The organism is Pseudomaricurvus hydrocarbonicus (assembly GCF_011602365.1).
Taxonomy (GTDB): Bacteria; Pseudomonadota; Gammaproteobacteria; order Pseudomonadales; family Cellvibrionaceae; genus Pseudomaricurvus; species Pseudomaricurvus hydrocarbonicus.
Genome location: NZ_JAAONZ010000007.1, coordinates 60,518 through 83,723 on the forward strand (window position 1 = coordinate 60,518; position 23,206 = coordinate 83,723).

At 57.7% G+C, this 23,206-nt stretch carries 22 protein-coding genes; 11 read left to right on the forward strand and 11 right to left on the reverse strand.

The genetic code is table 11. From position 1 onward, the window contains the following. The first annotated feature begins 5 nt into the window (after window positions 1–5). The 5 genes from G8770_RS11090 to G8770_RS11110 all read left to right on the forward strand — a co-directional run bounded on the left by G8770_RS11090 (window position 6) and on the right by G8770_RS11110 (window position 5,141). A complete protein-coding gene (locus G8770_RS11090; RefSeq protein WP_167186267.1) occupies window positions 6–1,193 on the forward strand; it encodes an acyl-CoA dehydrogenase family protein in 1,188 nt (395 codons plus the stop codon). A 4-nt stretch (window positions 1,194–1,197) separates the two neighbouring features. Continuing rightward, window positions 1,198–2,400 (forward strand): acyl-CoA dehydrogenase family protein, encoded by a 1,203-nt coding sequence (locus tag G8770_RS11095; RefSeq protein ID WP_167186270.1) that lies wholly within the window; start codon window positions 1,198–1,200, stop codon window positions 2,398–2,400. A 146-nt stretch (window positions 2,401–2,546) separates the two neighbouring features. Next, window positions 2,547–3,338, forward strand: coding sequence for an SDR family oxidoreductase (locus tag G8770_RS11100; protein WP_167186273.1), 792 nt, complete (start codon window positions 2,547–2,549; stop codon window positions 3,336–3,338). A gap of 9 nt (window positions 3,339–3,347) precedes the next feature. Then, window positions 3,348–3,812, forward strand: coding sequence for a MaoC family dehydratase (locus tag G8770_RS11105; RefSeq protein WP_167186276.1), 465 nt, complete (start codon window positions 3,348–3,350; stop codon window positions 3,810–3,812). A 126-nt stretch (window positions 3,813–3,938) separates the two neighbouring features. Then, on the forward strand, window positions 3,939–5,141 hold the full coding sequence (locus G8770_RS11110; RefSeq protein ID WP_167186279.1) for an acetyl-CoA C-acyltransferase: 1,203 nt from the start codon (window positions 3,939–3,941) through the stop codon (window positions 5,139–5,141). A gap of 215 nt (window positions 5,142–5,356) precedes the next feature. Here G8770_RS11110 and G8770_RS11115 read toward each other — a convergent pair whose 3' ends face one another. Next, window positions 5,357–5,671 carry a protein dehydratase gene (locus G8770_RS11115; protein ID WP_167186282.1) on the reverse strand — a complete coding sequence of 105 codons (315 nt, stop codon included), beginning with the start codon at window positions 5,669–5,671 and terminating at the stop codon, window positions 5,357–5,359. On the opposite strand from G8770_RS11115, the gene G8770_RS11120 reads away from it, so the two are divergent. Next, a complete protein-coding gene (locus G8770_RS11120; protein ID WP_167186285.1) occupies window positions 5,646–5,840 on the forward strand; it encodes a hypothetical protein in 195 nt (64 codons plus the stop codon). The genes G8770_RS11115 and G8770_RS11120 overlap by 26 nt on opposite strands. A 24-nt stretch (window positions 5,841–5,864) precedes the next feature. On the opposite strand, the gene G8770_RS11125 is transcribed toward G8770_RS11120, so the two are convergent. The 5 genes from G8770_RS11125 to G8770_RS11145 form a co-directional block, all read right to left on the reverse strand. Continuing rightward, entirely contained in the window at window positions 5,865–6,317 is a 453-nt protein-coding gene (locus G8770_RS11125; protein ID WP_208022197.1) for an SRPBCC domain-containing protein, read from the reverse strand. Window positions 6,318–6,384: 67 nt separating this feature from the next. After that, window positions 6,385–7,188 (reverse strand): SDR family oxidoreductase, encoded by an 804-nt coding sequence (locus G8770_RS11130; protein WP_167186586.1) that lies wholly within the window; start codon window positions 7,186–7,188, stop codon window positions 6,385–6,387. Beyond that, window positions 7,188–8,366 carry a sulfotransferase family protein gene (locus G8770_RS11135; RefSeq protein ID WP_167186291.1) on the reverse strand — a complete coding sequence of 393 codons (1,179 nt, stop codon included), beginning with the start codon at window positions 8,364–8,366 and terminating at the stop codon, window positions 7,188–7,190. Before G8770_RS11135 ends, G8770_RS11130 begins: the two co-directional genes overlap by 1 nt. Beyond that, window positions 8,363–9,520 (reverse strand): DUF1214 domain-containing protein, encoded by a 1,158-nt coding sequence (locus tag G8770_RS11140; RefSeq protein ID WP_167186293.1) that lies wholly within the window; start codon window positions 9,518–9,520, stop codon window positions 8,363–8,365. The genes G8770_RS11135 and G8770_RS11140 overlap by 4 nt, the downstream gene beginning before the upstream one ends. Window positions 9,521–9,684: 164 nt before the next feature. Further along, window positions 9,685–10,467, reverse strand: coding sequence for an SDR family oxidoreductase (locus tag G8770_RS11145; protein ID WP_167186296.1), 783 nt, complete (start codon window positions 10,465–10,467; stop codon window positions 9,685–9,687). A 330-nt stretch (window positions 10,468–10,797) separates the two neighbouring features. On the opposite strand from G8770_RS11145, the gene G8770_RS11150 reads away from it, so the two are divergent. From G8770_RS11150 to G8770_RS11165, 4 genes are all read left to right on the forward strand, one after another. Continuing rightward, on the forward strand, window positions 10,798–11,802 hold the full coding sequence (locus G8770_RS11150) for a 3-ketosteroid-9-alpha-monooxygenase, oxygenase component (protein ID WP_167186299.1): 1,005 nt from the start codon (window positions 10,798–10,800) through the stop codon (window positions 11,800–11,802). A gap of 112 nt (window positions 11,803–11,914) precedes the next feature. After that, on the forward strand, window positions 11,915–12,286 hold the full coding sequence (locus G8770_RS11155) for a nuclear transport factor 2 family protein (RefSeq protein ID WP_167186302.1): 372 nt from the start codon (window positions 11,915–11,917) through the stop codon (window positions 12,284–12,286). Between the two features lie 225 nt (window positions 12,287–12,511). Beyond that, on the forward strand, window positions 12,512–13,978 hold the full coding sequence (locus G8770_RS11160) for a flavin-containing monooxygenase (protein ID WP_167186305.1): 1,467 nt from the start codon (window positions 12,512–12,514) through the stop codon (window positions 13,976–13,978). Between the two features lie 164 nt (window positions 13,979–14,142). Continuing rightward, window positions 14,143–14,913 (forward strand): SDR family oxidoreductase, encoded by a 771-nt coding sequence (locus G8770_RS11165; RefSeq protein WP_167186309.1) that lies wholly within the window; start codon window positions 14,143–14,145, stop codon window positions 14,911–14,913. Window positions 14,914–14,927: 14 nt separating this feature from the next. Here the strand turns inward: G8770_RS11165 and G8770_RS11170 are convergent, their stop codons facing one another. Both G8770_RS11170 and G8770_RS11175 read right to left on the reverse strand, forming a co-directional pair. After that, window positions 14,928–16,070, reverse strand: a complete 1,143-nt coding sequence (locus tag G8770_RS11170; protein ID WP_167186312.1) for a helix-turn-helix transcriptional regulator — start codon at window positions 16,068–16,070, stop codon at window positions 14,928–14,930. Window positions 16,071–16,117: 47 nt separating this feature from the next. Next, window positions 16,118–17,041, reverse strand: a complete 924-nt coding sequence (locus tag G8770_RS11175) for an alpha/beta hydrolase (protein ID WP_167186315.1) — start codon at window positions 17,039–17,041, stop codon at window positions 16,118–16,120. Window positions 17,042–17,263: 222 nt separating this feature from the next. Here G8770_RS11175 and G8770_RS11180 point away from each other — a divergent pair, with 222 nt between their 5' ends. Then, window positions 17,264–18,985, forward strand: a complete 1,722-nt coding sequence (locus G8770_RS11180; RefSeq protein ID WP_167186318.1) for an FAD-binding protein — start codon at window positions 17,264–17,266, stop codon at window positions 18,983–18,985. A gap of 55 nt (window positions 18,986–19,040) precedes the next feature. Here G8770_RS11180 and G8770_RS11185 read toward each other — a convergent pair whose 3' ends face one another. From G8770_RS11185 to G8770_RS11195, 3 genes are all read right to left on the reverse strand, one after another. After that, window positions 19,041–19,895, reverse strand: coding sequence for a tyrosine-protein phosphatase (locus G8770_RS11185; RefSeq protein WP_167186321.1), 855 nt, complete (start codon window positions 19,893–19,895; stop codon window positions 19,041–19,043). Between the two features lie 82 nt (window positions 19,896–19,977). Next, window positions 19,978–20,772, reverse strand: coding sequence for an SDR family NAD(P)-dependent oxidoreductase (locus G8770_RS11190; RefSeq protein ID WP_167186324.1), 795 nt, complete (start codon window positions 20,770–20,772; stop codon window positions 19,978–19,980). Window positions 20,773–20,850: 78 nt separating this feature from the next. Next, complete coding sequence (locus tag G8770_RS11195) at window positions 20,851–23,055, reverse strand: TonB-dependent receptor (protein ID WP_208022199.1); 2,205 nt, start codon at window positions 23,053–23,055, stop codon at window positions 20,851–20,853. Between the last annotated feature and the right edge of the window lie 151 nt (window positions 23,056–23,206).

Genomic DNA, 23,206 nt, shown 5'->3' on the forward strand with positions numbered 1-23,206 from the left:
TCATCATGGAATTCGCGTTTACTGACGAACAGCAAATGATCCGCGACACCGCCGAGGCGTTTCTGGCCGAGGTGTCGACCAGCGAAGCCGTACGTCAGGCGATGGTGACGGATCAAGGCTACGACCATGAGCTCTGGCAGCGTATTTGCACCGAGTTGTATTGGCAGGCCATTCATATTCCGGAAGCCTATGGCGGACTCGGATTGGGCTACGTTGAACTGGTGGCGATGCTGGAGCAGATGGGTCGCTACCTGTTGTGTTCTCCATTTTTCAGCACTGTGTGTCTGGGCGCAAACGCACTGATCGTCGCGGGCACCGAAGCGCAGAAAGCGGAATTTTTGCCGCAAATCTGTGACGGTAAAACCGCTACCCTAGCCTACACCGGTTATCAATCTGCTCGTCATGGCGGTCAATGGGGTGCCGACGCCGTCAGCACCACTGTGTTTCGCGATGGTGAGGATTTTATTCTCAACGGCACTTTGCGCTACGTCCCGGATGGTGCCAGTGCTCAGTTACTGGTCGTCGCCGCGCGTGCCGAAGGCAGCCTGGGCGCGGAGGGTATCAGCCTGTTCGTTCTGTCAGCTGACGAGGCCGGCATTAGCCGCAGGTTATTGCCCACCATGGATCAGACCCGCAAGCAGGGCGAGATTGTATTGACGGATGTGCGCGTACCCGCAGCGGCCTTAATGGGCGCAGAGGGGCAGGCCTGGTCCAACCTGGAAGCCATTGTTGATCTGGCCAACGTGGCACTGGCGGCCGAACAGATGGGTGGTGCGCAACAGTTGCTGGACATGACCGTGGACTACACCAAAGAGCGCCAGCAGTTTAACCGGCCCATTGCCGGTTTTCAGGCCATCAAGCATATGGCCGCCGACATGATGACCCGGGTGGAAGTGGCGCGTTCCGGCGTCTACTACGCCGCTTGCATCGCGGAAGAGTTTTTGCAAAAAACTGAACTGGCTGTAGAGCTGCCAGAGGCGGCCAGTGTGGCCAAATCCTATTGCGCCGACGCCTATTTTCAGAACGCCAGTGATGCCCTGCAAATGCACGGCGGGGTGGGGTTTACCTGGGAATACGACGTCCACCTGTATTTTAAACGCGCCAAGGCGAGTGAACATTTCCTCGGCAATGGCGACTACCATCGCGAGCGTCTTGCGCAATGGCTGCTGGATCAAGACGAGCGGGGAGAGTGAGACCATGAAGTTAAGTTTCAGTCCTGAAGACGAGCAGTTCCGCGTAGAAGTGGCCCAATGGCTGCAACAAAACCTGACCGGCGAATTTGAAAAACTCAAGTTTCGCGGCGGCCCCGGCGACGAGCATATGTTCCCGCACGAGCGTCAGCGTTGGGAACAAAAACTGGCCGAAGGTGGCTGGACCTGTATCGGCTGGCCGCAAGAGTGTGGCGGTCGCGGTTGTTCCATCGAACAGCAGGTGATCTTCAACGAAGAGTACGCTCGCGCCGGCGCTCCCGGTCGCGCCGGTCATATTGGTGAAGGCCTGGCGGGGCCCACCATCATTGCTTTTGGCAGTGACGCGCAGAAACAAAAATACCTGCCCGGCATTGTCGCCGGTACCGAGTTATGGTGTCAGGGCTATTCCGAGCCGGGCGCCGGTTCCGATCTGGCCAATGTCAAAACCCGGGCCCGGTTTGATGAAGCCAAAGGCAAGTGGCTCATCAACGGACAAAAGGTTTGGACCTCGCTGGCTCATGAATCCGATTACTGTTTTGTGATTGCCCGTACCGATCCGGATTCCGTCGCTCATAAAGGCCTGGGCTTCTTTTTGGTAAAAATGGCTCAACCGGGCGTTGAGGTGCGCGGTATCCAGCAGATCACCGGTACCAGTGAATTTAATGAAGTGTTCTTTGACAACGCCGAGTGCGACGCTGAAGACATTGTAGGTGAGCCGGGTGACGGCTGGAAAGTGGCCATGGGGCTATTGGGCTTTGAGCGCGGTGTGTCGACGCTGGGTCAGCAGATGCAATTTCAGAACGAACTGAACGCAGTCATCCGCGAAGCCAGGGCTAACGGTGCCGATCACAACCCGGTCATTCGTCAGCGCATTGCACGCGCTCACGCCGAATTGAAAATCATGCGCTACAACTCTATGCGCATGTTGTCCGGTCAGGGCGGCAGCGATGGCAGCCTGCAAAAGGAAGCGCTCATTTACAAACTGTTCTGGGCCACCTGGCACCGCAGTCTGGGTGAGCTGGCCATGGACGTGCTGGGTCCTGACAGCCAGATTCTCGAAGACGGTCCCTACCAGCTGACTCGCCTGCAATCCATGTATCTGTTTGTGCGCTCGGACACCATTTACGGCGGTACCAACGAAATTCAGCGCAACATTATTGCTGAGCGTGGCCTGGGCATGCCGAAAGAACCCAAGGTCGCCGTTCAGTAATTACGCTACTAAACACACGTCATTGCGAGGAGGAACGCGACGCGGCAATCCATTATTGGCACTCTGTAGTTTAGAGATTGCCAAGCCATGGACTGCTTCGTGATTTCATTCCTTGCAATGACGAATCAGAATAACTGGAGTACATAATGGATATTCACAACCCCACTTACGTCGAAGGTCATGGCCTGTTAAAAGGCAAATCTGTACTGGTGACGGCTGCCGCCGGGGCTGGCATCGGTTATGCCGCGGCGTTGAAAGCCATCGAAGAGGGCTGTCGCGCACTGGTTGTCAGTGACATCCATGAGGGACGTTTAACCGACGCGGTCAACAGCCTGAAAGAAAAAACCGGGCTGCGGAATATTTACGGAAAAACCTGCAATGTGGCCGTCGAAGAAGACGTTCAGGCGCTGGTGAACTTCGCCGAAGACGCCCTGGGCGGCGTTGATGTGCTGATCAACAACGCCGGGCTCGGGACCAGCAAGTTATTGATTGAGATGGAAGACGCTGAGTGGATGAAAGTGCTCGACGTTACCCTCAACGGCACCATGCGCATGACCCGCTACATGATGAAAGTAATGAAAGCGCGCGGGCAGGGTGGGGTGATCGTCAACAACGCTTCGGTACTGGGTTGGCGCGCGCAAAAAGAACAGAGTCACTATGCCGCCGCCAAGGCGGGGGTGATGGCATTGACCCGCTGTGCGGCGTTGGAAGCGGCCGAGTTCGGTGTGCGCATCAATGCGGTATCGCCGTCACTGTGTGTGCACCCGATGCTGAAAAAATCCGCTCCCGAAGCTCTGTTGCAAGAGCTGGAAGGTCGAGAGGCCTACGGTCGCGGTGCCGAAGCCTGGGAAGTGGCCAACGTGATGATGTTCCTGGCCTCCGATTACGCCAGCTACCTGACCGGCGAGAACATCGCCTGTTCCAGCCAACAAGCTTAAGGATCGAACATGACAACGGTATTCAACAGCCCGCACGAGCTTAAAGACGCGGTGGGCCAGAACCTGGGGGCCAGTGAATGGGTCAGCATTGAACAGGACCGCATCAACGGTTTTGCCGACGCCACCGACGATCACCAGTGGATTCACGTCGATCCCGCACAGGCCAAAGATGGCCCGTTTGGTGACACCATTGCTCACGGCTACCTGACCCTGTCGCTGGTCAACCGCTTCCTGCCGGAAATCCTTGATGTGCAGGGCATTTCCATGGGCGTTAACTACGGCTGTGACAAGGTGCGTTTCCCCAGCCCGGTTAAAGTCAACTCGCGGGTGCGCGGGGTGGGTGAACTGATCGCGGTGGAAGAGGTGAAAGGTGCAATTCAATCCACCGTGCGGGTGACGGTTGAAATCGAGGGCAGCGATCGCCCGGCTTGTGTGGTGGATACCATCTCCCGTTATTTTCCCGCAGCGGGTTAACTGAACCGATCAGCGTTGGCCAGCTAGTCCAAATTGACGTTTCGGGCCAACGTTAAAATCTCAATAATTATGTTGAATGAAATGGCCAGGATATGGCCCGTCAACGTTTAATCGAAGGAAGCCATTATGCGCGAAGCCGTCATTGTCTCCACCGCCCGTACCGCACTGGGAAAATCTTTCCGCGGTGCTTTTAACGATACCGAAGCCCCCGCCCTGGGAGGCCACGTCGTGCAAGCCGCGGTGGCCAGAGCCGGTATCGACCCGGCCCTGGTGGACGACTGTATCTTCGGCGCCGCGGCGCAGCAGGGCACCCAGGCTTACAATCTGGGCCGTTTGTGCGCCGTGGCGGGCGGGCTGCCGGAGAGTACTGCCGGCATGGCCATTGAGCGCCAGTGTTCGTCAGGCTTGATGAGCATTGCCACCGCTGCCAAGAGCATCATGTGCAACGAATACGATGTGGCCGTCGCCGGTGGGGTGGAGTCCATCTCCCTGACGCAGAACAAGCACAAGAACAGCTATCGCAACGTCTCCAAAACTGTGACGGCGATTGATCCTACCGCCTACATTCCGATGATTGAAACGGCGGAAATCGTGGCGGATCGCTACCACATCTCCCGCGAGCTTCAGGATCTCTATTCCCTGCAGAGCCAGCAACGCATCGCAGCCGCTCAGCAGGCAGGGGTGTTCGCTGACGAGATTGTGCCCATGACCGTCACCAAGGCACTGTTCAACAAGGAAACCAAAGAAACCACTTACCAGGAGGTCACGCTCAGCCAGGACGAGTGCAACCGTCCCGGTACGACCCTGGAAAGCCTGCAATCGCTGGAGCCGGTCTGGAAAGACGGCAACTGGGTTAAGCAGGGTCGGTTTATTACCGCCGGCAACGCCTCCCAGTTGTCCGACGGCGCCAGCGCCTGTGTGTTGATGGACAGCAAACTGGCCGAACAGCAGGGCCTGGCGCCACTGGGGGCCTACCGCGGTCTGGCGGTGGCCGGTTGCAAAGCGGACGAAATGGGCATCGGACCGGTGTTTGCGATTCCCAAGTTACTGCAACGTCACGGTCTGACGGTCGACGACATTGGCCTGTGGGAACTGAACGAAGCCTTCGCCTCCCAGGTGGTCTACTGCCGCGATAAACTGGAGATCGACAACGACAAACTGAACGTCAACGGCGGGGCCATTGCTATCGGTCATCCGTTCGGCATGAGCGGTGCGCGCATGGTCGGCCACGTGCTGCTGGAAGGCAAGCGTCGCGGGGTGAAATACGCAGTGGTTACCATGTGCATCGGTGGCGGTATGGGAGCCGCCGGGCTGTTTGAAATTTTTTAATCTAGCCCAAGGGCTAAAACTCTCTGCCCCGATGGTATTTTATTGGGATTGTGCGGTTGTCGATCTTCGGATGGGCAGCCGCTTTTTTTGTCTGTGAGTTGTGCGTTTTGGGGCTGTATTTTAGGGTACATTCACCATTGATGTTATTTGGGGCAGTCACTGTTATCTGGGATAGTCACAGCCCAGGTGACCGGCACACACACTAGTAGTTTGTGTCAGCCGTTGATCCATACAGTGGCAGTCCCGGCCAACAATATTCCCCTGTCGTCATGTTCCAACCAAATATCACAGTCCGCCACAGAACGCGCGTCGATCGTGCGCAATGCGGTGATGGTGCCTCTGGCAACGACTCGCTCCCCATCCAGCACGACCTGGGGAAAGGTCATGACCAGGCGTTGAATGCATTCAGGCCCCATCCACGCGTGCAGCATATTGACCATGTAGCTTAGGCCCAGCGGTCCCTGATTGATGGTGCGTTTGCCGAGTCCCAGGGGCAGGGCGTCGATGGCTATCCGTGATTTTTTACCCATGCTGCTCTCGCTCTACCACAACACCGGGGTGACTCATGAGTTGGCCTGGGTGCCGGGCTTTGGTCATTTCTACCCGGCGGCGGTACCCAGTCTCTCTGCCGACGGCCGCAAGCTGTCGGTGGATGCGCGCATTGACGAATTTTTGCAGCGGCTGGTGGGCGCCCCCTGAGCCGTGGGTGTCTTTGGGTTGGCCTCAGACCAGGGCTTCGGCACGGGCTTTGAGTTGCCGGGCAACGTCGTCAAACCCCTGTTTGATCCAGGCGCCGTGGTTTTTCATCACCGCTTTGGTAAACAGGCCGGAAAAACGGTCGGTGGTGTAGTAGCGGGTCTTGCCGTCGGGCAGGGTTTCCAGGTACTGGTCGCGACGGGCGCCCAGCAGCCAGGGGTGCAGCCATTTCATGCCCCAGGACAGACGCTTTTGCGGTTCCCAGCAGAGCAGGTACTCGCGCTGCATCATCAGCTCGCCCGAGCCATCGGGTTTGGGCAGGTACAAATCAACTTTCTCGTGCAATTGCATACTGGATTCGACTCGCACCGTGTAGGGGTTCCAGTCGCCGTAGCGTTCCAGGTCGGTGAGCACTTGCCAGACCAGGCTGGCGGGGGCGTCGATGTCGACGCTGATGGAGGTCACAATGTCCTTGGCCATATTGAGTCTCGTGATGAATGTTGAATGATGAATAAGGGCAGCCGATGCCCATGTCCGCGCAGCTCGTTCAAAGCGGCAAGAAATCCCCGCCGTTGACATCAAGGCTGGCACCGGTAATGGCCGAGGCGTAGTCCGAGGCGAGAAACAGGGCCGCGCGCGCGCATTCGTCGTCGGTACAGATACGCTTAAGCGCCATGTTTGTCGCCAGGGCGTCGATCAGATTCTGTTCCGGAATGCCTTGTTCTGCGGCGGTGTGTTGGACGTAACTTTTTACCGGCTCACCCCACATCCAGCCCATGTGCGCGTTGTTGACTCGAATACCGTAAGCGCCCAGTTCCCGGGCCAGGTATTTACTGGCGACGGCCAGCCCACCTTTGGAGGCGGCGTATCCGGATTCGCCGCCGATGTCCAGCACCGCCGGTTGGCGGGTGGCCTGGGTATTGATCATGACAATGGCCCCTTGTTGCTGGGCTTTCATGGTGGCAATGACGGCCTGGGTCATGTTCATGGTGCCGATCAAATTGGTGTCGAGGACTTTGCGCCAGAGTTCCATATCGGCGTGTTCAATAGCCTCGAATTCGCCATGGTAGTAGGCGCTGTTGATGAGGGCATCGATGCGCCCAAAGGTGTCGACGGTCTGTTTCACCAGATCATCGCACTGGTTGCGATCGCAAATATCGGTGACTACCTTAAGGGTCTGGCAGTCACTGTTGAGGGCCCGGATCTGGGCCTCGGCAGCGTCCAGTTTGGCGGCGGTGCGGGCGGCCAGAACCACGCCGCGGGCGCCTTCTTGAGCGGCGTGCAGCGCCAGTTTAACTCCGAGGCCAGGGCCGATGCCCGATATAATAATTACCTTGTTACGCAATAACATCACACTTTCTCCGGGTGAATGTAAGTGTCGCGGTAGGCGCGGTAATCGCGATCCATTTGAGGTTCACTCAAGCCAAATTGCGCCAGGCTGTAATGGTGGGGCGCGCGTTGGTCACGGTGGTTACGCGCGCGCCAATTTTCAATGTTGGTACGGGTCTCGGCGGTCAGGGGCATGTCGGCAAACTGGTAAATGGCCTCGATTACCGCCAGCGGCCGCTCGACGGTGTCGATAAAGCGCACGTCCAAAAACCGATCCCCATGCTGGCGCTGGCGAAATTCCAGGGTCTTGTGCAGACCCGCTGCCATTTTGCGATGCCACTGTTCGCCCACCGCCAAGGGGTCGGCCTGGTCACTGCCCAGTTGCCACAGGTGATGGATAAAGCTTGCCAGTGACGGAATAGTCTGCAGCGGATCACGATGAGTTTGTATCACCTGCGCGTCGGGAAACTCGGCAAACAGCGAGTCGATACAGTGGATATGGTGGGGCGATTTCAACACCCAGCGACGGGCGCTGTGGCCGCGCTGTTTTTTTTGCCACTGCAGAAACTGCAGCAGTTGCTTCAGATAGCGGTAGCCGGGGCTTTGATCTTGTTGTTCGAGCCATGCGCCGAAGCCGGGGACATTGGCCATGGCTTCGGGGTTGGTGCTGAAGAACGACTGCTCCAGCAGCGTGATCTCCTCGTCGGCGGCCTCGGCTTCCAGCGGGTGTATGGCGGCCAACTCCGGGACGGTGTCGAGCATCATCTGCACCTGGGCCCGGGCGGCGTCGATGCGCGGATCCTCAGGCTGACTAAAGTCAATGTCTTCCAGTGGCACCGGGTACAGCGTTTCCCAGTACATGGCCGAGTAAAAGCGCGGGTCCGTTGCCAGCATGCGCTGCAGCAGGGTGGTGCCGGTACGCGGCAGGCCAACAATCACCAGCGGCGGCTCAATCACTTCGTCGAGAATTTGCGGGTACTGTTTGAGGTAGTGGGCAAAGCGCAACCGGGTTTTCAGAATCGTAAGGATACGCTGATACTGGCTGTCACGGCCGATGTCATTCAGATTGGCTTCTGTATTCAGGGACCACAACAAACGCTGGCAGGCCTCACGAAAACTGTCGTCACCAAAATCACTTAACCCGGTTTGCTGCTGCGCGTCCAGCAGCAGGGTCGGGAGTTCCAGTCGGGGGTTGCTCATAAAGTTGCTCCCGCCGTGGCGGACTGGTCGGCCAGCCATTGCTGCAACTTCACCACCCGGGTGGTGGGGTGGCACTGCTGCTCGGCACCGACCCAGCGAAAACACAGGGTGCCCTGGGTATAGCCGGCGGTGGTGAGCCAGTTGCGGTGCTGCGGATCGCGATGGGCGAGAATCAATTGCACACTGCCGTCCGCATGGTAGTGGGCGGTGTGTTTGTTGATGCAGATGCGGTGGTAGCGGTAGTCGAGTGATTCCATCCAGTAATTGTTGATCTGCAGGTTCCAGGTATCGCAGTCGGGCACTTGCGCCACATCAACTACCAGTGCCTCGTCCTCGGCCAGCGCCCAGTGACTGTGGTAATAAAAAATGTTCGGGTCGCCGCCAACAGACTGGCACTCAGCCTGGTTGGCCGCTGGTAACAGGTTGCTGTGGGGCAGGTAGCTTGCGGCCCAGTCGGCAAACAGACGAGCGGTGCCGTCGACAAAGTGGGCCGCATCCAGCAGGCCTCGGGCCAGCGTGGCCGCTTGCAGGGGGGGCGGTGCACTATCGCCGTCCAGTCGCTGCAGGGTTAACTCGGCGGCGCGCTCCTGCTGCCGGTCGTGAAAGGTATGCCGCACCACCAATGCGTTGCTGTCCGCCTCCATAGGCAACCAGTGGCTGTGGGGCAGTAATTGTTGGGGTCTATCGCGGCTGACAATGATTTCAAACTGGCCCTGTTCATCGGGTGACAGTTGATTGCTGTCGAGAAAGCCGGTTTCAATCATGCTGCCGTCGCTTTCATAACCGCCTTTTTGCGTGCGAAAGCTCAGATAGTGCACCGTGTTGCGCTGGCCGCGTATGCGGTATTCATATTGTCCGTTAAGACGGGCGGATTGATAGAGATTGTCCGGGTTGTCGGCACCGATTTTGGCGGTCTCGTGAGACGGTTTAAAAAAGCCGGGAAATTGCGGATCGGAAAATTCTACGTGCATTTCCAGGCCGATGCGCAGTAATCGCGTCAGGTAGCGAAACCCCTCGGCACGGGTGGCAGCGTCGGTTGGGGCTTCCGGTCGCAGAATTTGCTGACCGGCCTGTTTCAGGGTGTCACAGAACTGATTCCACAGTTCGCCCGAAATGATGTCCCCGTCGGTGACGGGGTGCTGGGTGTGCGGCATGGTGTTTCCCCTTGCGTTTATTGTTATTCACAACAGTGTGCTGGGGAAACACCATGGACGCATGGTCCAAATGTAGGAGGCTTAGCGTGTAAAATCGTTGCTGAAGAATTTGACTAGGCCAGCTGTTTCTTCATCTGTTTTTATTCAACAGCGCTGCGAGTGGGTTATTGTGACAAGGCCGCGGCCTCTTCGGCGATGCGCAAAAAACTCGGCGGTTCACCGCCACCATAGACTTCCAGGGCCGCGCCGCTGACGTAAGCGGAGGTGGGCGAGGCCAGGAACAGACAGGCGTTGGCAATGTCAGCCGGCACGGCCATACGCCCCATCGGTAACGCTTGTTCCAGCATCTGCATGCCTCTCTGACCGCCGTAGTGTTCTTCCGAGGCTTCGGTGCGAATCAGGCCGGCGATGATGCTGTTGACCCGCACTTTATCCAGACCCCACTCCTGCGCCAGTGAGCGGCTGACGTTAATCAGTCCGGCTTTGGCGGCACCGTAGGCGGCGGTACCCGGTGACGGTCGCTCGCCGGAGACACTGGCAATGTTAATGATGCTGCCGCCCTCGGCATTGCGCAGCATGACGGCGTGGGCCTGCTGGGCAAAGATCATCGGTGCAATCAGGTTCAGGCGGATGATGGATTCGGTCAATTTGTAAGGCGCGTCGGCGGCGGCAATCGGGGGGCTGCCACCGGCGTTATTGATCAGCACATCGAGTCGACCGCTGGTTTCCATAACGCTGTCGATCAGGCGCTGGGTGTCTTCGGGCTTGCGCACATCGGCTGCGATGAAGCGGGCGCAGTTGCCGTTCACCTCGGGCGTCTGCTCGGGAGGGCGACGCCCGCAAATAGTGACCTGGGCACCGGCGGCCAGAAACGCCTCGCTGATGCCGAGACCGACGCCTTTACCGCCACCGGTGACGATGACACTTTTGCCGTTAAAACTGTTCATAAGCGGTTTGAACTTCCTGCTGGTTACGCAATTCGTTTTGAGTATCGCAACTCTGTTTCCGGCAAACAATCGACACTGACAGAAATAGCGCCGATTTTGCGGGTTTCTACTCCGTACAGACTAGGCGCGGGGACAGGGTACGCTCATCGGCTGCGCTGGCACTTGTGTACGTTGGCGAAGGGCTAATTGGAGCATCCGCTATCAGATCTTTACAGACCAATTCAGTCTAGCGGTGGGGCCGGCGCATTTCGTAGTCCTCTTGGACGAGGAGAAGGGCAGGCTTGCCGTGGATAATCCTTACATATTGTGTGGAATACTGGATGATTCACTATGACAGCAGCATTGACCATCGCCACTGACAAACCGCGTTTCGCGCGCGGCTGGCACGTAATCGGGACGGGTTGGGATTTCCCTCAGGGAGAGGCCAAAAGTTTTTCCTACTTTGGAACCAAAATCGTCGCCTACCGCGGAGAGGACAACCACGTCTATGTGCTGGATGGCTACTGCCCGCACATGGGCGCGGATCTGGGCAAAGGCAAGGTGGTGGCCAACTCTATCCAGTGTCCGTTCCACCATTGGCAGTGGGGGTGCGATGGCGCCTGTGAGGATATTCCTTACGCCAAGGTGGTGCCGCCCACCGCCAAAATCAAAGCCTGGCCGGTGTGTGAACGCAACAACCTGGTGTTTGTCTGGCACGATCCGGAAAACAACCTGCCCTATTATGAAATTCCTGAAATGCAGGAGTGCAGCAGCGACGAATGGCTGCCCTGGGTGGTGGACACCATTCACATTCCGGTACACCCAAGAGAGCTGGTGGATAACGTCGCCGACAAGGCCCACTTCGGGCCGGTGCATGGCGCCCCCTGGCATCATTTTGAAAATCAGTTTATCGATCACATGGCAGTGCAGATCATGGAGGCCAGAAGCGAGCGGCTGGGGAAAGACCTGTTGAAAACCACCGCCACTTATTACGGACCGTCCTATCAGATCACAGTGATGGAGGGGGATGTTGAGAGCCGGCTGTTGAATTGCCACGCGCCCATTGACGGCAACAGCTTTGATTTGCGCTTTGGGGTGATGGTGAAAAAAATCCCTGGCAAGAGCGACGAGGAAATGCGGGAAATCGCCAACGCCTATGTGGCCAAGGCGCAAGAGGCTTTTTACGAAGACGTGGAAATCTGGCGCCATAAAACGTTTTTGGAACAGCCATTACTGTGCCATGCCGATGGCCATGTGATGAAACTGCGCAAATGGTACACGCAGTTTTACACCGACGTGGCGGACCTGCCAGAGGCACAGCGCCCTCAAACCTATCTCGAGGCCTACGCCTCCTGATCCGTAAACACTTGATCAAAGACAGGGCGGCTTCACCGAAGCGGCCCTGTCTTTATTTTTGGGCGACGATCTTGTCACCTTTAATTTTTTTTGCAATGAAGAGGAAAAAATCATGCTGACTCATCAAGCTGCTGAGCACATTGTGGATACCTATATGCGCTGTTTGAGTGAAGGGGATCTGGAGGGGATTATGGCGCTCTATGCCGACGACGCCACGGTTGAAGATCCGGTTGGCAGTGGGGTGCTGGCGGGTAAAGCGGCGATCCGTGAGTTTTATGGTCACACTGTGGCCATGGACATTACGGCTGAGCGGACCGGCGCGGTTCGCTGTGCGGCCAACGAAATGGTGTTTCCGTTTTTGGTGCATGCCCGCACTGCGGATATGGCCATCACTTACGAAATCATCGATCACTTTGTTGTCGACGGTGAGGGGCGGGTGGTGTCGATGCGGGCATTCTGGAGTGAAGCCAATATACGTCATTAGCGCCCTCGGAACTGTTTATTAGCGCTTACCGAGCGGCAAGGTGTGAGCGCCATTCCCACACAGGAGGGTGGTCGTGAACTTTGGCAAAGGACTGTCGAAAGCCACGTAAAAATGCCTAGTCTATACGCAGGATGCTTCAGGACCGACCACTGCTTAGATTAAAGCCTGGATAAAAAATCATACCAGACCTGAATAAGTTATCGCGATACGGAGTAGATATAGGCTATGAGCAAAGAATCACAAGGGCGCGAGTTGCGCTTTGTCATTATTGGTGCCGGTATGGCTGGCATTTTAAGTGCAATCAAACTGCGCGAAGCGGGTTTTCAGAATGTGACGATCTATGAAAAGGCCGCCAGGATCGGCGGTACCTGGCGTGAGAACACCTACCCGGGACTGACCTGTGACGTGCCTTCTCACTCCTACACCTACTCCTTTGCCCCCAATCCGGACTGGAGTCAGATTATGCCCCCGGGTGGCGAAATTCAGCGCTACTTTGAGGGCATTGTTGCCGACTACCGGGTGGACAACATTGCGTTCAACCAGGAAGTGATTCGCTGTGAGTTTGACGGTGATCGGTGGCAGTTGGAAACCGCGGCGGGCATCAAGGACAGCGCTGATTTTGTCATTGCCGCCACCGGTGTGTTGCACCATCCACGCTGGCCGGACATTAAAGGCGCCGACAGTTTTGCCGGCGCTCTGTTTCACAGTGCCCAGTGGGACCATGCGGTGCCTTTGGAGGGCAAACGCATCGGCATTATTGGCAACGGTTCCACCGGTGTGCAAATTGTGTCTGAACTGGCACCGCGAGCAGCGAAACTGTGTCACTTCCAGCGCACGCCGCAGTGGATCATGCCGATTGAAAACCGACCTTTCACCAATGAGGAAAAGCAGGCCTTGCGCAGCGATCCGGCCTTGTTGCACCAGGTCCAGAATGACCCCACCCTGAATGCCAGTATTGAGCGTTTCAGCGAGGCCATTGTCGACCCGGACTCCGACGCGATGCATGAGATTGAAACGCTGGTGATTGGCAATCTGGATAACAGCGTCAGCGATCCGGTGTTGCGGGAAAAACTGCGTCCCGACTACCGCGTGGCCTGTAAGCGCTTGATTTTTTCGACCGATTATTATGAAAAAGTTCAGCACCCCAACGCCGAGTTGGTGGTAGAGGGAATCGAGTGCATTGAGCCAGCCGGGGTGCGCACCAAGGACGGTCGTTTGATTGAGCTGGACGTGATCGTGTTTGCGACAGGGTTTCACGCTGATCAATTTATGCGGCCCATGAATGTGACCGGGCGCAATGGCACGCTATTGAATGAGGTCTGGACGCCTAAGCCTACCGCTTACATGGCCATCTCCATTCCGGAATTTCCCAACCTGTTTATGCTCAATGGGCCCAACGGCCCGGTGGGTAATTTCTCCCTGATCGAGATTGCCGAACAGCAGTGGCATTACATCAGCCAGTTGATCGACAAGGTCGCGTCCGGTGAATGTCGTCATATTGCGGCGACCCGTGAAGCGCTGGAAGCGTTCGACAAGGCGCGTATCAGTGCGGCCAAAACTACGGTGTTCGGCAGCGGTTGTCAGAGTTGGTATCTGGACGCCGAAGGGGTGCCGGCCACCTGGCCCTGGTCGCGCGCGCGCTTTGCAGAAGAAATGCAGGCACCGAAGCTGGACGCGTTTGAAATGCTCTGAATCGTATCGCTATCGCGTCGACTTTTAGCTCAAACAAACCCTTTTTTTAATCAGTGCTTTAGTCCAAACAGTTCTTTAGTCCAAACAGAGGACGCCCCGCAACCTGAGCCCGTTTAGGGTAAGGGCTGGGGCATCCCAAAATAACCATTATCAGAGAAAACGTTATGACAAATCGAGTTGCTGGAAAAGTGGCCATCGTCACCGGGGCCAGTCGTGGCGTCGGTCGCGCCGATGCCGAGTTGCTGAGCCGTGAAGGCGCCACGGTGATTCTGACCGATGTGAATGCCGAAGCGGGTCAGCAGGCGGCCGCAGACATTGGCGGCAATGCCCGCTTTATCACCCAGGACGTCAGTGACGAGGCCGGCTGGCAGGCGTTGATTGACATGGTGGAACAGGAATACGGTCGCCTGGATATCCTGGTCAACAACGCCGCCATTTTGAAAATGGCCGACATCAAGGCAGAAACCCTGGAAGGCTGGCGTCGCATCCATACCGTCAACACCGAGAGTATTTTCCTGGCAATCAAGTACGCCCTGCCGTTGATGGAAAAATCCGGCGGAGGCTCGATTATCAATATGTCCTCGTCGTCGGCGCTGGTAGGTATGCCGCAGTTTGCCGCTTATTCGAGCAGCAAAGCTGCGGTGCGTGGTCTGACGCAAAGTGTGGCGGTATATTGCCACAAGGCGGGCAACAAGGTGCGCTGCAACACCGTTCATCCTGATGGCATTGCCACACCCATGGTCGCGGAGCTCGCTGCAGCGGCCAGTAGCCCGATCATGGATGAAGCCAAGGGGCAGGTGGCGGCCAGCTATACTTGTCTGCCGGAAGACGTGGCCAATACGATCCTGTTTTTGGCCTCCGACGAATCCCGTCACATCAACGGCGCGGCGATTCGGTTGGACAATTCCTCCACCATCACCCCGCCGTATCTGTAACCGGTATTTGTGGCTCAGGGCATGGACGCCAGACTTTTCAGCACCAGACTCACCAGCATGGATTGCTGGGTGACGCCGGTTTTTGAAAAGATGGCTCGCAAATGCGCCCGCGCGGTGTTGCGGGCCATGTTCATCCCCGATGCCACTTCATCCAGCGTGTGGCCCTGGGTCAACATAATCGCCACTGAAGCTTCGGTCACGGTCAGTTGATACAGTTTCATCAGCAGCCGCAGGTTGATTTCACCGGTTTGATCCGGTGCGTAAATAAACACACTCAGGTGAGGGGATCCGCGGGTATCGATCATTGGATCGAAGGGCAGCGGTTTGATCACCATTTCGTAATCGGGCTTGCCGGAGGGGCGCGGTACTGCCAGCGCGTTAATGCTAACTGGCTTGTCTTCGCGTTGCTGTTGCAGTGCTTCATGAATGTATGTCTTGAGTTTCTGGTTGAGGTCGGGGTTTTTCAAGTACAGGCGGTTGTGCAGCTGACTTAAGCCGTCTTTTTCACTCAGGCGACGATCCGCCACAGCGGTGGTGCGCACGATAGCGCCGGTTTCATCCAGCATGACCACACCGATGGATTTGCCGGACACGGAGCTGGCCCACATTTGCCGCTCGCTGTCGAGACGGATCAGTTTTTCGCCGTAGGCCACCGCCCGCTGAATGTGTTCGGCCAGCATGGTCAGAAAGTCACATTCCTCTGCGGTGAAGGGACCCTGTTGCTGTGAACGGGTAAAGCGCACGGAAAACCGCTGCTTGTTGTCGTATTCCAGATCCAGACCTGCCGAGTAATAGATATCAATCGGCTTCATGCCCAGCTGGAAGAGCTCACTGGCTTCCAGTGTGGCGCGGTCAATCACGTCTTCAATTAACACCACTTTACCCACGGGAAGATTCACCAGCGGATCGCTGGTGTAATAGCCTTGGGTATAAAGGTTGGCGGGATTTTCAGGAGTGACGGAATCGATCCGCTGGTTACTGGAGATCATCAGGCCGCCATCGTTGTGGGTTGGCGAGCGCAGGAAGAGAAAGCTGGCATTGAGATTCAGAATCTCATCAAGCTTGGCCAGACAACTGAACCAGGGGGAGGCTTCAAAAGCGCCTTTGTACAGTAGGTTCAACAGCTGATTGTACGCTTGGATTGACAGGTTTTGCATAGGCTACCGGCTTCTAAGCGAGGGCGATGTTTTTATAATTACTATCATTATAAACGACACTTTATGGCCCGGAGTATAGCCTTGACCTCCTCTTCGACGCCAGGCATGGACATAAAGCCGTGAATCATGCCCGGGACGACCTCACTGCAGACGTTGATGCCGGCCTGTTGCAGGCGCTCGGCAAACGCCAGGCCCTCGTCTTTCAAAGGATCCAGCTCAGCCATCACCAGCTGGGTGGGCGGCAGGCCGGCCAGGCTGACAGCTTGCAATGGTACGGCACCGGTCTGGCTGGCATCCAGCTGAGCCGGCAGGTAGTTGTCCCAGTAAAACTGCATCATGCCCCGACTGAGAAAAAAGTCGCCGTTGCCCAGTTCGCGGTAACTGTCGGTATCCTGTTGCGGGGTCAGTGTGGGGTAAAACAGCATTTGGCCGTCAATCGCGGCGGCCTCCGAGCGCTCCCGACTGAGTAAGCAGACGGCAGCGCACAGGCCGGCACCGGCACTGTCGCCGGCCAGCAATAGGGGGCAATCAGCGCTGGCTAACTGCTGGCGCTGGGCCGCCGCCCATTGGGTCGCTGCATAGCAGTCTTCGGGGGCGGCGGGAAAGGGGTGTTCGGGTGCCAGGCGATAGGCGACCGAGAGCACGCTGCTGTTGAGCTCCTGGCACAGATGGCGGCAGAGGCTGTCGTGAGTTTCCAGCGTACCCATGACAAAGCCGCCACCGTGAAAAAACACGATCAGGCGTTGCGGTTGCGCTTGCGGCAGGTACAGGCGCGCAGCCAGCGGACCTTCGGCGCCCGGTACCTGCAGTTCCTGCACACCGCCCACCGCCGCTTTGGCCATGGGCAGCGGGGTATCAAAGATCTGCCGCATGGTGTGGATGTCCATGGTTTCGATGGCTGGCATTGGCGTTTCGGCAAAGCCGGCCAATAAGGCCTGTAACGCCGGGTGCAGCGGGCTGGGTGAGGGCATTGGGTTCTCTCCTGCAGGATTATCGTTATTACTTTGATTGTAAGCAGCTTCAGCCGTGGGATTATCGTCCTGATGGACGATGAGTTGGTATCGCCATCAGAGCAGAATCGAGCGTTCGTGTGTTAACCGCATGCGCCGGTTTTACAGTGGTTGCCTCAATGCAGCCTGAAATCATAAGCCCTAAAAAATAATAAGGATGATTCAATTGAATGAGGCCACAGTATGAATAACGAGCAGCGTCCGTCCTCACGGTGGCGGCAACAATTACAGACGGCAGTGGCGCCGCCCCGGGTAGTCAATACCGCTGGCGAGTGCCAGTGGCACGGTGAAACGCAGGTGGCGGTGGTGGGATATGGTGCCGCAGGTGCCAGTGCAGCCTTGCAGGCGGCTGAAGACGGGGCCCGGGTCACTGTGCTGGATCGGCTCAATGGCGGTGGTGCCAGCGCATTGAGTGGTGGGGTGGTGTACGCCGGCGGCGGTACCCGTTTTCAACAGCAGGCAGGTGAGCAGGACAGCGTCGAGAACATGTTGAACTACCTGCGGCAAGAAACCGCAGGTGTGGTGTCGGAAGAGACCCTCAGGCGCTTTTGCGAACACAGCGTAGAAAATATTGACTGGCTGCAGGCCCACGGGGTGCCTTTCAGTGGTACCGCTTACAACGACAAGGCGTCTTACCCGCCGGAAGGCTATTTTCTCTATTATTCTGGCAACGAAACCTGCATGCCGTATCGCCAGCAAGCGACGCCGGCCAAGCGGGGACACCGCACCGCCGGTGAGGATTTTACCGGACGGGTGTTGTTTGCCAGTCTGCACCGTTCCGCCAGTATGCATGAACACATCGACATTCAGCCACACTGTGAAGTACAGCGTTTGATTGTCGATCGCGACCATCGCCTTCTGGGGGTTGAATACCTGCAGGCGCCCACCCAGCCGCTGGTTCGCTGTTTGATGGCGCTCACCAATCGCTTTGCCAATCGTTTTGCGTTGTTTTCGCCGCAGCTGGGTGGGTTGATTCGCCGTTTGGTGCACCTGATGCGGCGGTGTGGACAGGTGCGATGCCTGCGGGTCACCCAGGGAATCATTCTCAGTACCGGTGGCTTTGTGTTTAACCGCCCGCTACTGGCTCAGGTGGCACCGGACTATACGGTGCCACTGCCTTTGGGTGAAGAGTGCAATGGCTCCGGCATTGGTTTGGGGGTCAGCGCAGGCGGTGCCGTTGCACACCTGGAACGCATTTCCGCCTGGCGTTTTTTCTCACCACCTGCCGACATGCTGAAGGGGATGGTGGTGGATAAAACCGGCCAGCGCATCTGTAACGAAGATCTGTACGGTGCCACCACCGCGGATAAAGTGATGGCGACCGAGGGCAAGCGGGCCTACCTGATTATGGATCAGACGCTCATCGATCAGTGTAAACGGGCAGCCCGTCCCGGCAAACTTCCCTGGCACGCCTGGTTACCGGCGCGGCTGTTTTTGAATGCCTCATCGGTGAAAGCCCAATCCCCGGCTGCATTGGCTGAGGCGTGTGGCTTCGACGCCGATGATTTGCAGCGCAGCCTGGAGACCTACAACGCCGGTGTGCACAGCGGTGAAGATCAATTCGGTAAAGCCGGCAAGTACATGCAGCCACTGGACCAGGGGCCGTTTTACGCCATCGACATTTCCATCAGTAATACCCGTGTGCCCTGTCATGCGATCACTTTAGGGGGATTGCGCGTTAACGAGGGTACCGGAGAGGTCCTGAATGACCGTGGCGAACCAATTTCAGGGTTGTATGCCGCCGGCCGCACTGCGGTGGGCATCTGTTCCAACTCGTACCTGAGCGGCCTGTCTCTGGCCGACTGTGTGTTTTCCGGCCGGCGTGCCGGTGTGCATGCGGCAACCCGGAACACTTCGGGATCAAAGCAGCAGACGGAAACGCCAGAGGCCTCACTGGCCAGCTGACGTCTCCGGGGCTGTCGTTTTCGGCATTGGCCGTCGCTGACGCTGTGCCGCGAGGTTATTGCGGCGTGGGTGTCAGCAGGTTGTGACGCATCGCTGATAACTCCGCGTCGGTTAACCCCAGGCCCTCGCGCAAATAATTGTCGACGCCGCCGTAGCGTTGCTCGAGCGCGTTCAGGGCTGTTTGCAAAAACTCCGGGCGCGCTTCAAACAGTGCCGGGGCGGCCTGTTTAATGGGAGCGTAGGCGTCGGGGATGGCGGTCGGGTACTGGTTGGTCAACGCGTAATCGGCGAAGACGGTTGCTTCCGGCACGCCCAGTGCCAGCAACACCAGCGCGGCCCCAAAGCCGGTGCGATCCTTGCCGGCGGTGCAGTGGAACAGCATCGGCAATTCCTGCGGGCGCGCCAGTTGCTGAAACAGGGCCCGGTATTGATCGGTGTACTCCAGTGCGATGTTGCGATAGGCATCCACCATAAACTGGTGCCAGTCGACGCCATCAATGCCTCTCTCTTTCATCAGCTCGCTGACTTGCATCAGGTTGGTCGCCGGGTTGCCGTTACAGGTTTCGATGCGCTCGACACTGGCGGGCAGTTGGCTGGGGTTGTGTTCGCGCTCGGTGGCGGTGCGGAAGTCACACACACTGCGTAGGCCGAGTTCGGTAATGCGTTGCTGATCCGTGTCGGTGAGACCACTCAATTGACCGGAACGATACAGCAGGCCGTAGCGAACCTGGTGGCCGTCGACGGTGTGGTAGCCCCCCAGGTCGCGAAAGTTATTGGCCCCATGCAGCGCAATCACTCGCTCTTTGAGCGGACGGGTGTCAAGGGCGTCGTCACCGGGTTGGCTGTCATTGCATCCCAGGGTGAACAAGAGGGTACTGACTGCACCAGCCAGGAGAAGGTGTTTCTTCATAACGGGTATCCACATATCGGAAATCCAAAAAAAAGCCCGCAGGTCAGTACGAACTGCAGGCAAGCAAGATTGAGGCATGGTTTCACATACGCTGGGAGGAAATGTTGCCGCCATCCACGACCAGCTCCGCGGCAGTCACATAGCTGGCTTCGTCGGACAGCAGGAAGCGCACAGCGCGGCCGATTTCGGCGGGTTCACCCAGGCGGTTCAATAAAATGCGCTGCTCGAACTGTCCCTGAGGCAGTGCCTCCACCACCGGTTGCAGCATTGGGGTCAGGATCTGACCGGGGGAGACGGCATTGATGCGGATGCCATCCTGGCCCAGGTCATCGGCGAGTGCGCGTATCAGCGACAGCATGCCGCCTTTGGAGGCGCTGTAAGCCGGATTGGCGGCGTTGCCCAGGGTGGCGTTGATGGAGGCAATCCCCACAATCGCCGACCCGCGTTGGGCTTTGAGGTCGGCGCGGATGGCTTGCACCACAAACGGCAGTGCCCGCAGGTTGACGCGCAGCACGGTTTCCCAGCTTTCCTCGGTTAATTGGTCCAGTGGCACCGGCAGGGATACGCCGGCGGCGTGAACCAGACCGCCAATACTGCCCAGCGCGGTGCGGCTGGCCTCGACCGCCGCCGCGATGCCGTCAGTGCGGGTCAGGTCAATGGCCAGCCCGCAGACGGGCGTGTCGTACCTGCCAGCCAGGTCGCGGGCAAGGGCAGTGGCTTTGTCGGCGTCCAAATCCCAGAGGGCGACCGGGCGACCAACGGCGACCAGGGCTTCCGCGCATGCCAGGCCAATGCCTGAGGCGCCACCTGTGACGATCACACCGCTGTGGGGCTGACCGGGGCTCGGAGTTAATGCTGAGGTTGTAGTTGTTGTCATGTTGGGTTCTCTGTGGGGAACGGTTTTCGGAATTGTAAAACCGCCGCCCGGGGGCGGCGGTCGCAGTTCTGATTAGAATCAGTATTCGTAGATCAGATCCAGTCCGTAACTGCGCGGCTCGCCGTACACCGCCGACGGCACCACCAGTCCGAAGTGCGCGGTGTAGTACTCCTGGTCCTCCAGGTTTTTACCCCACAGGGCCAGGCGCAGGTTGCCACCGGCGAAGGCGACATCGGACAGACTCAGGCGGGCGTTGAGCAAACCGTAGTCATCGACGATGTATTTTTCATCGTCGACGCTGGAGGATGTGTATTTTTCATCCTGCCAGGTGTAGCCGATGTGGGCGCTCAACTGGCCAAACGACAGCGCCGGGAAATCGTAATTCAGGTCCACGGTGTAACTGTGTTTGGGCGCGTTGGTAAAGCGGAAATTGTCGGCAATGTCGCTGCCGGTGGCATCCACAATTTCCTCGTAGTCGGCATCCAGGTAGCCGTAACTCAGGTTCAGGGTCAGGCCCTCTGTCAGCAGCGCGGTGACGTCCAGTTCCAGCCCCTGGACTTTACCCTCACCGGCGTTGAGCACGTCGGTTTTGGTCGGATCACCACCGTCGGAGCGCACATTAACTTGCAGGTCTTCATAATCGGAGGTGAACACCGCAGCGTTCAGCCGTACCCGGTTGTCCAGCAGCTCCGATTTGATGCCCAGCTCGTAGGAGCGCAGGTTTTCCGGATCAAAGCCCTGGTTGAAAAAGTCGATGCTGGAGGCCCGGGTATTAAACCCGCCGGTCTTGTAGCCATCCACCACCTTGGCGTAGAGGTTGATGTTGTCGGTAAGGTCATAGGCAACCACCAGCGACGGACTGACGTTGGTGAAGGTGTTGTCGCCGACGCCTTTGGGGTAATCGGTGACAGCGCCGCTCGACAGCGTGATGTCACGTTCTTCCAGGGTGGCAGAGCGTTTGTCCTGCGACCAGCGCAAGCCGGCGGTAATGCGCAGCCGATCAGCCAGGACGTTGGGGGTCCAGGTGGCCTGGCTAAACGCCGCCAGCGCAGTGTTTTTAATGTCCGCCTCGCCGAATGAAACTTCGTCGCTCAGGGGTTTGCGGGTGTCGTCGTTGTCGACGCCTTCCTCATTGAAATAGTACAGGCCGACGATGTATTCGAGGCGACTGTCCCAGGCATCACCCAGCAACTGAATTTCCTGGCTCCACTGTTCCTGATCGGTGGTGTGGGTTGAGGTAAACAGTGGCAGCGGGGCATACAGACCGGCGTGATAATTCTGATTAGTGAAGCTGTCCAGCGCACGGTAAGCGCTGATGGACTTTAGGGTCAGGTGGTCATTGAGGTCGTAAGTGATGGTGAGGTTGTGGCCATCGGAGGTAATGTCATTGGGCTGCAGGTCCCGCACAAACTCACCGGCGGCAGAGGGCGTCGGCGTGAATTGCGGGTGCAAGTCGACCCGGGCAATCAGCGCCGGGCTGTCATGGATGTTAGAGCGGTCGTAGCTGTAGCGCAGTTCCAGCTTGTCGGTGGGTTGCCACAGCAGGTCGGCGCGCCAGGCATCGCGGTCCTGATCGCCAAAGTGATCGACGTCGGTGCCCTGGTTGTTGATAAAACCGTCTTTCTCCGTGTTGAGATAGCTGAGGCGGGCCGCCAGGTTGTCTCCCAGGGGGGCGTTCAACATGGTTTTGAGACGCTGGCTGTGGCGGTTGCCCAGCGACACTTCCTGCTTGAAACCCCATTCGCCGATTTCGGGTCTGGCGGTGATGAAGTTGATCGCACCGCCGGTGGCATTGCGACCATAAAGCGTGCCCTGCGGACCGCGCAGCACCTCGATACGCTCAATGTCGGCGACACTCATGGACAAGCCCTGGCTGCGAGCCACGTAGACCCCGTCCAGATAGACTGCAACGCTGGGATCCTGAGTGATTTGATCGTCGTTGTTGCCCACCCCGCGCATGAACACCCGCGGCGTGGTGGCGCTGTTGGGGTGGGGGGTTAACTGCAGGTTGGGGACGTTGGCCTGCAGGTCATCGAGGGTTTGAATGCCTTTGTTTTCCAGATCTTGCGCGCCAAAGGCGGACAGCGAAATGGGGGTGTCCTGCAAGGACTCCTCACGCTTTTGCGCGGTGACCACCACCTCTTCCAGCATCAGGCCCGGGCTTTGGGTGCTGCCTTCGGCCCAGCTCAAAGGGGCTTGTGTCGCGACTACCAACGCCAGTGCGGTTTTGCTGAAGCCACACGGCGTCAGCCTATGGCTCGGTTTTTTGATTCTGTGTTGCATACTTACCTCTCTCCATCGGCCTGTTTCCAGTTGTGCCACTGGTCTTTAGACCTGTTGAACGGTTTGATTATTGTGGTGTGCTCAATTCCCTTCGCGGTACGGTCTGTATACGACTCGGAGTGGAATTAATAATCAATCTACCTGCGCGCAG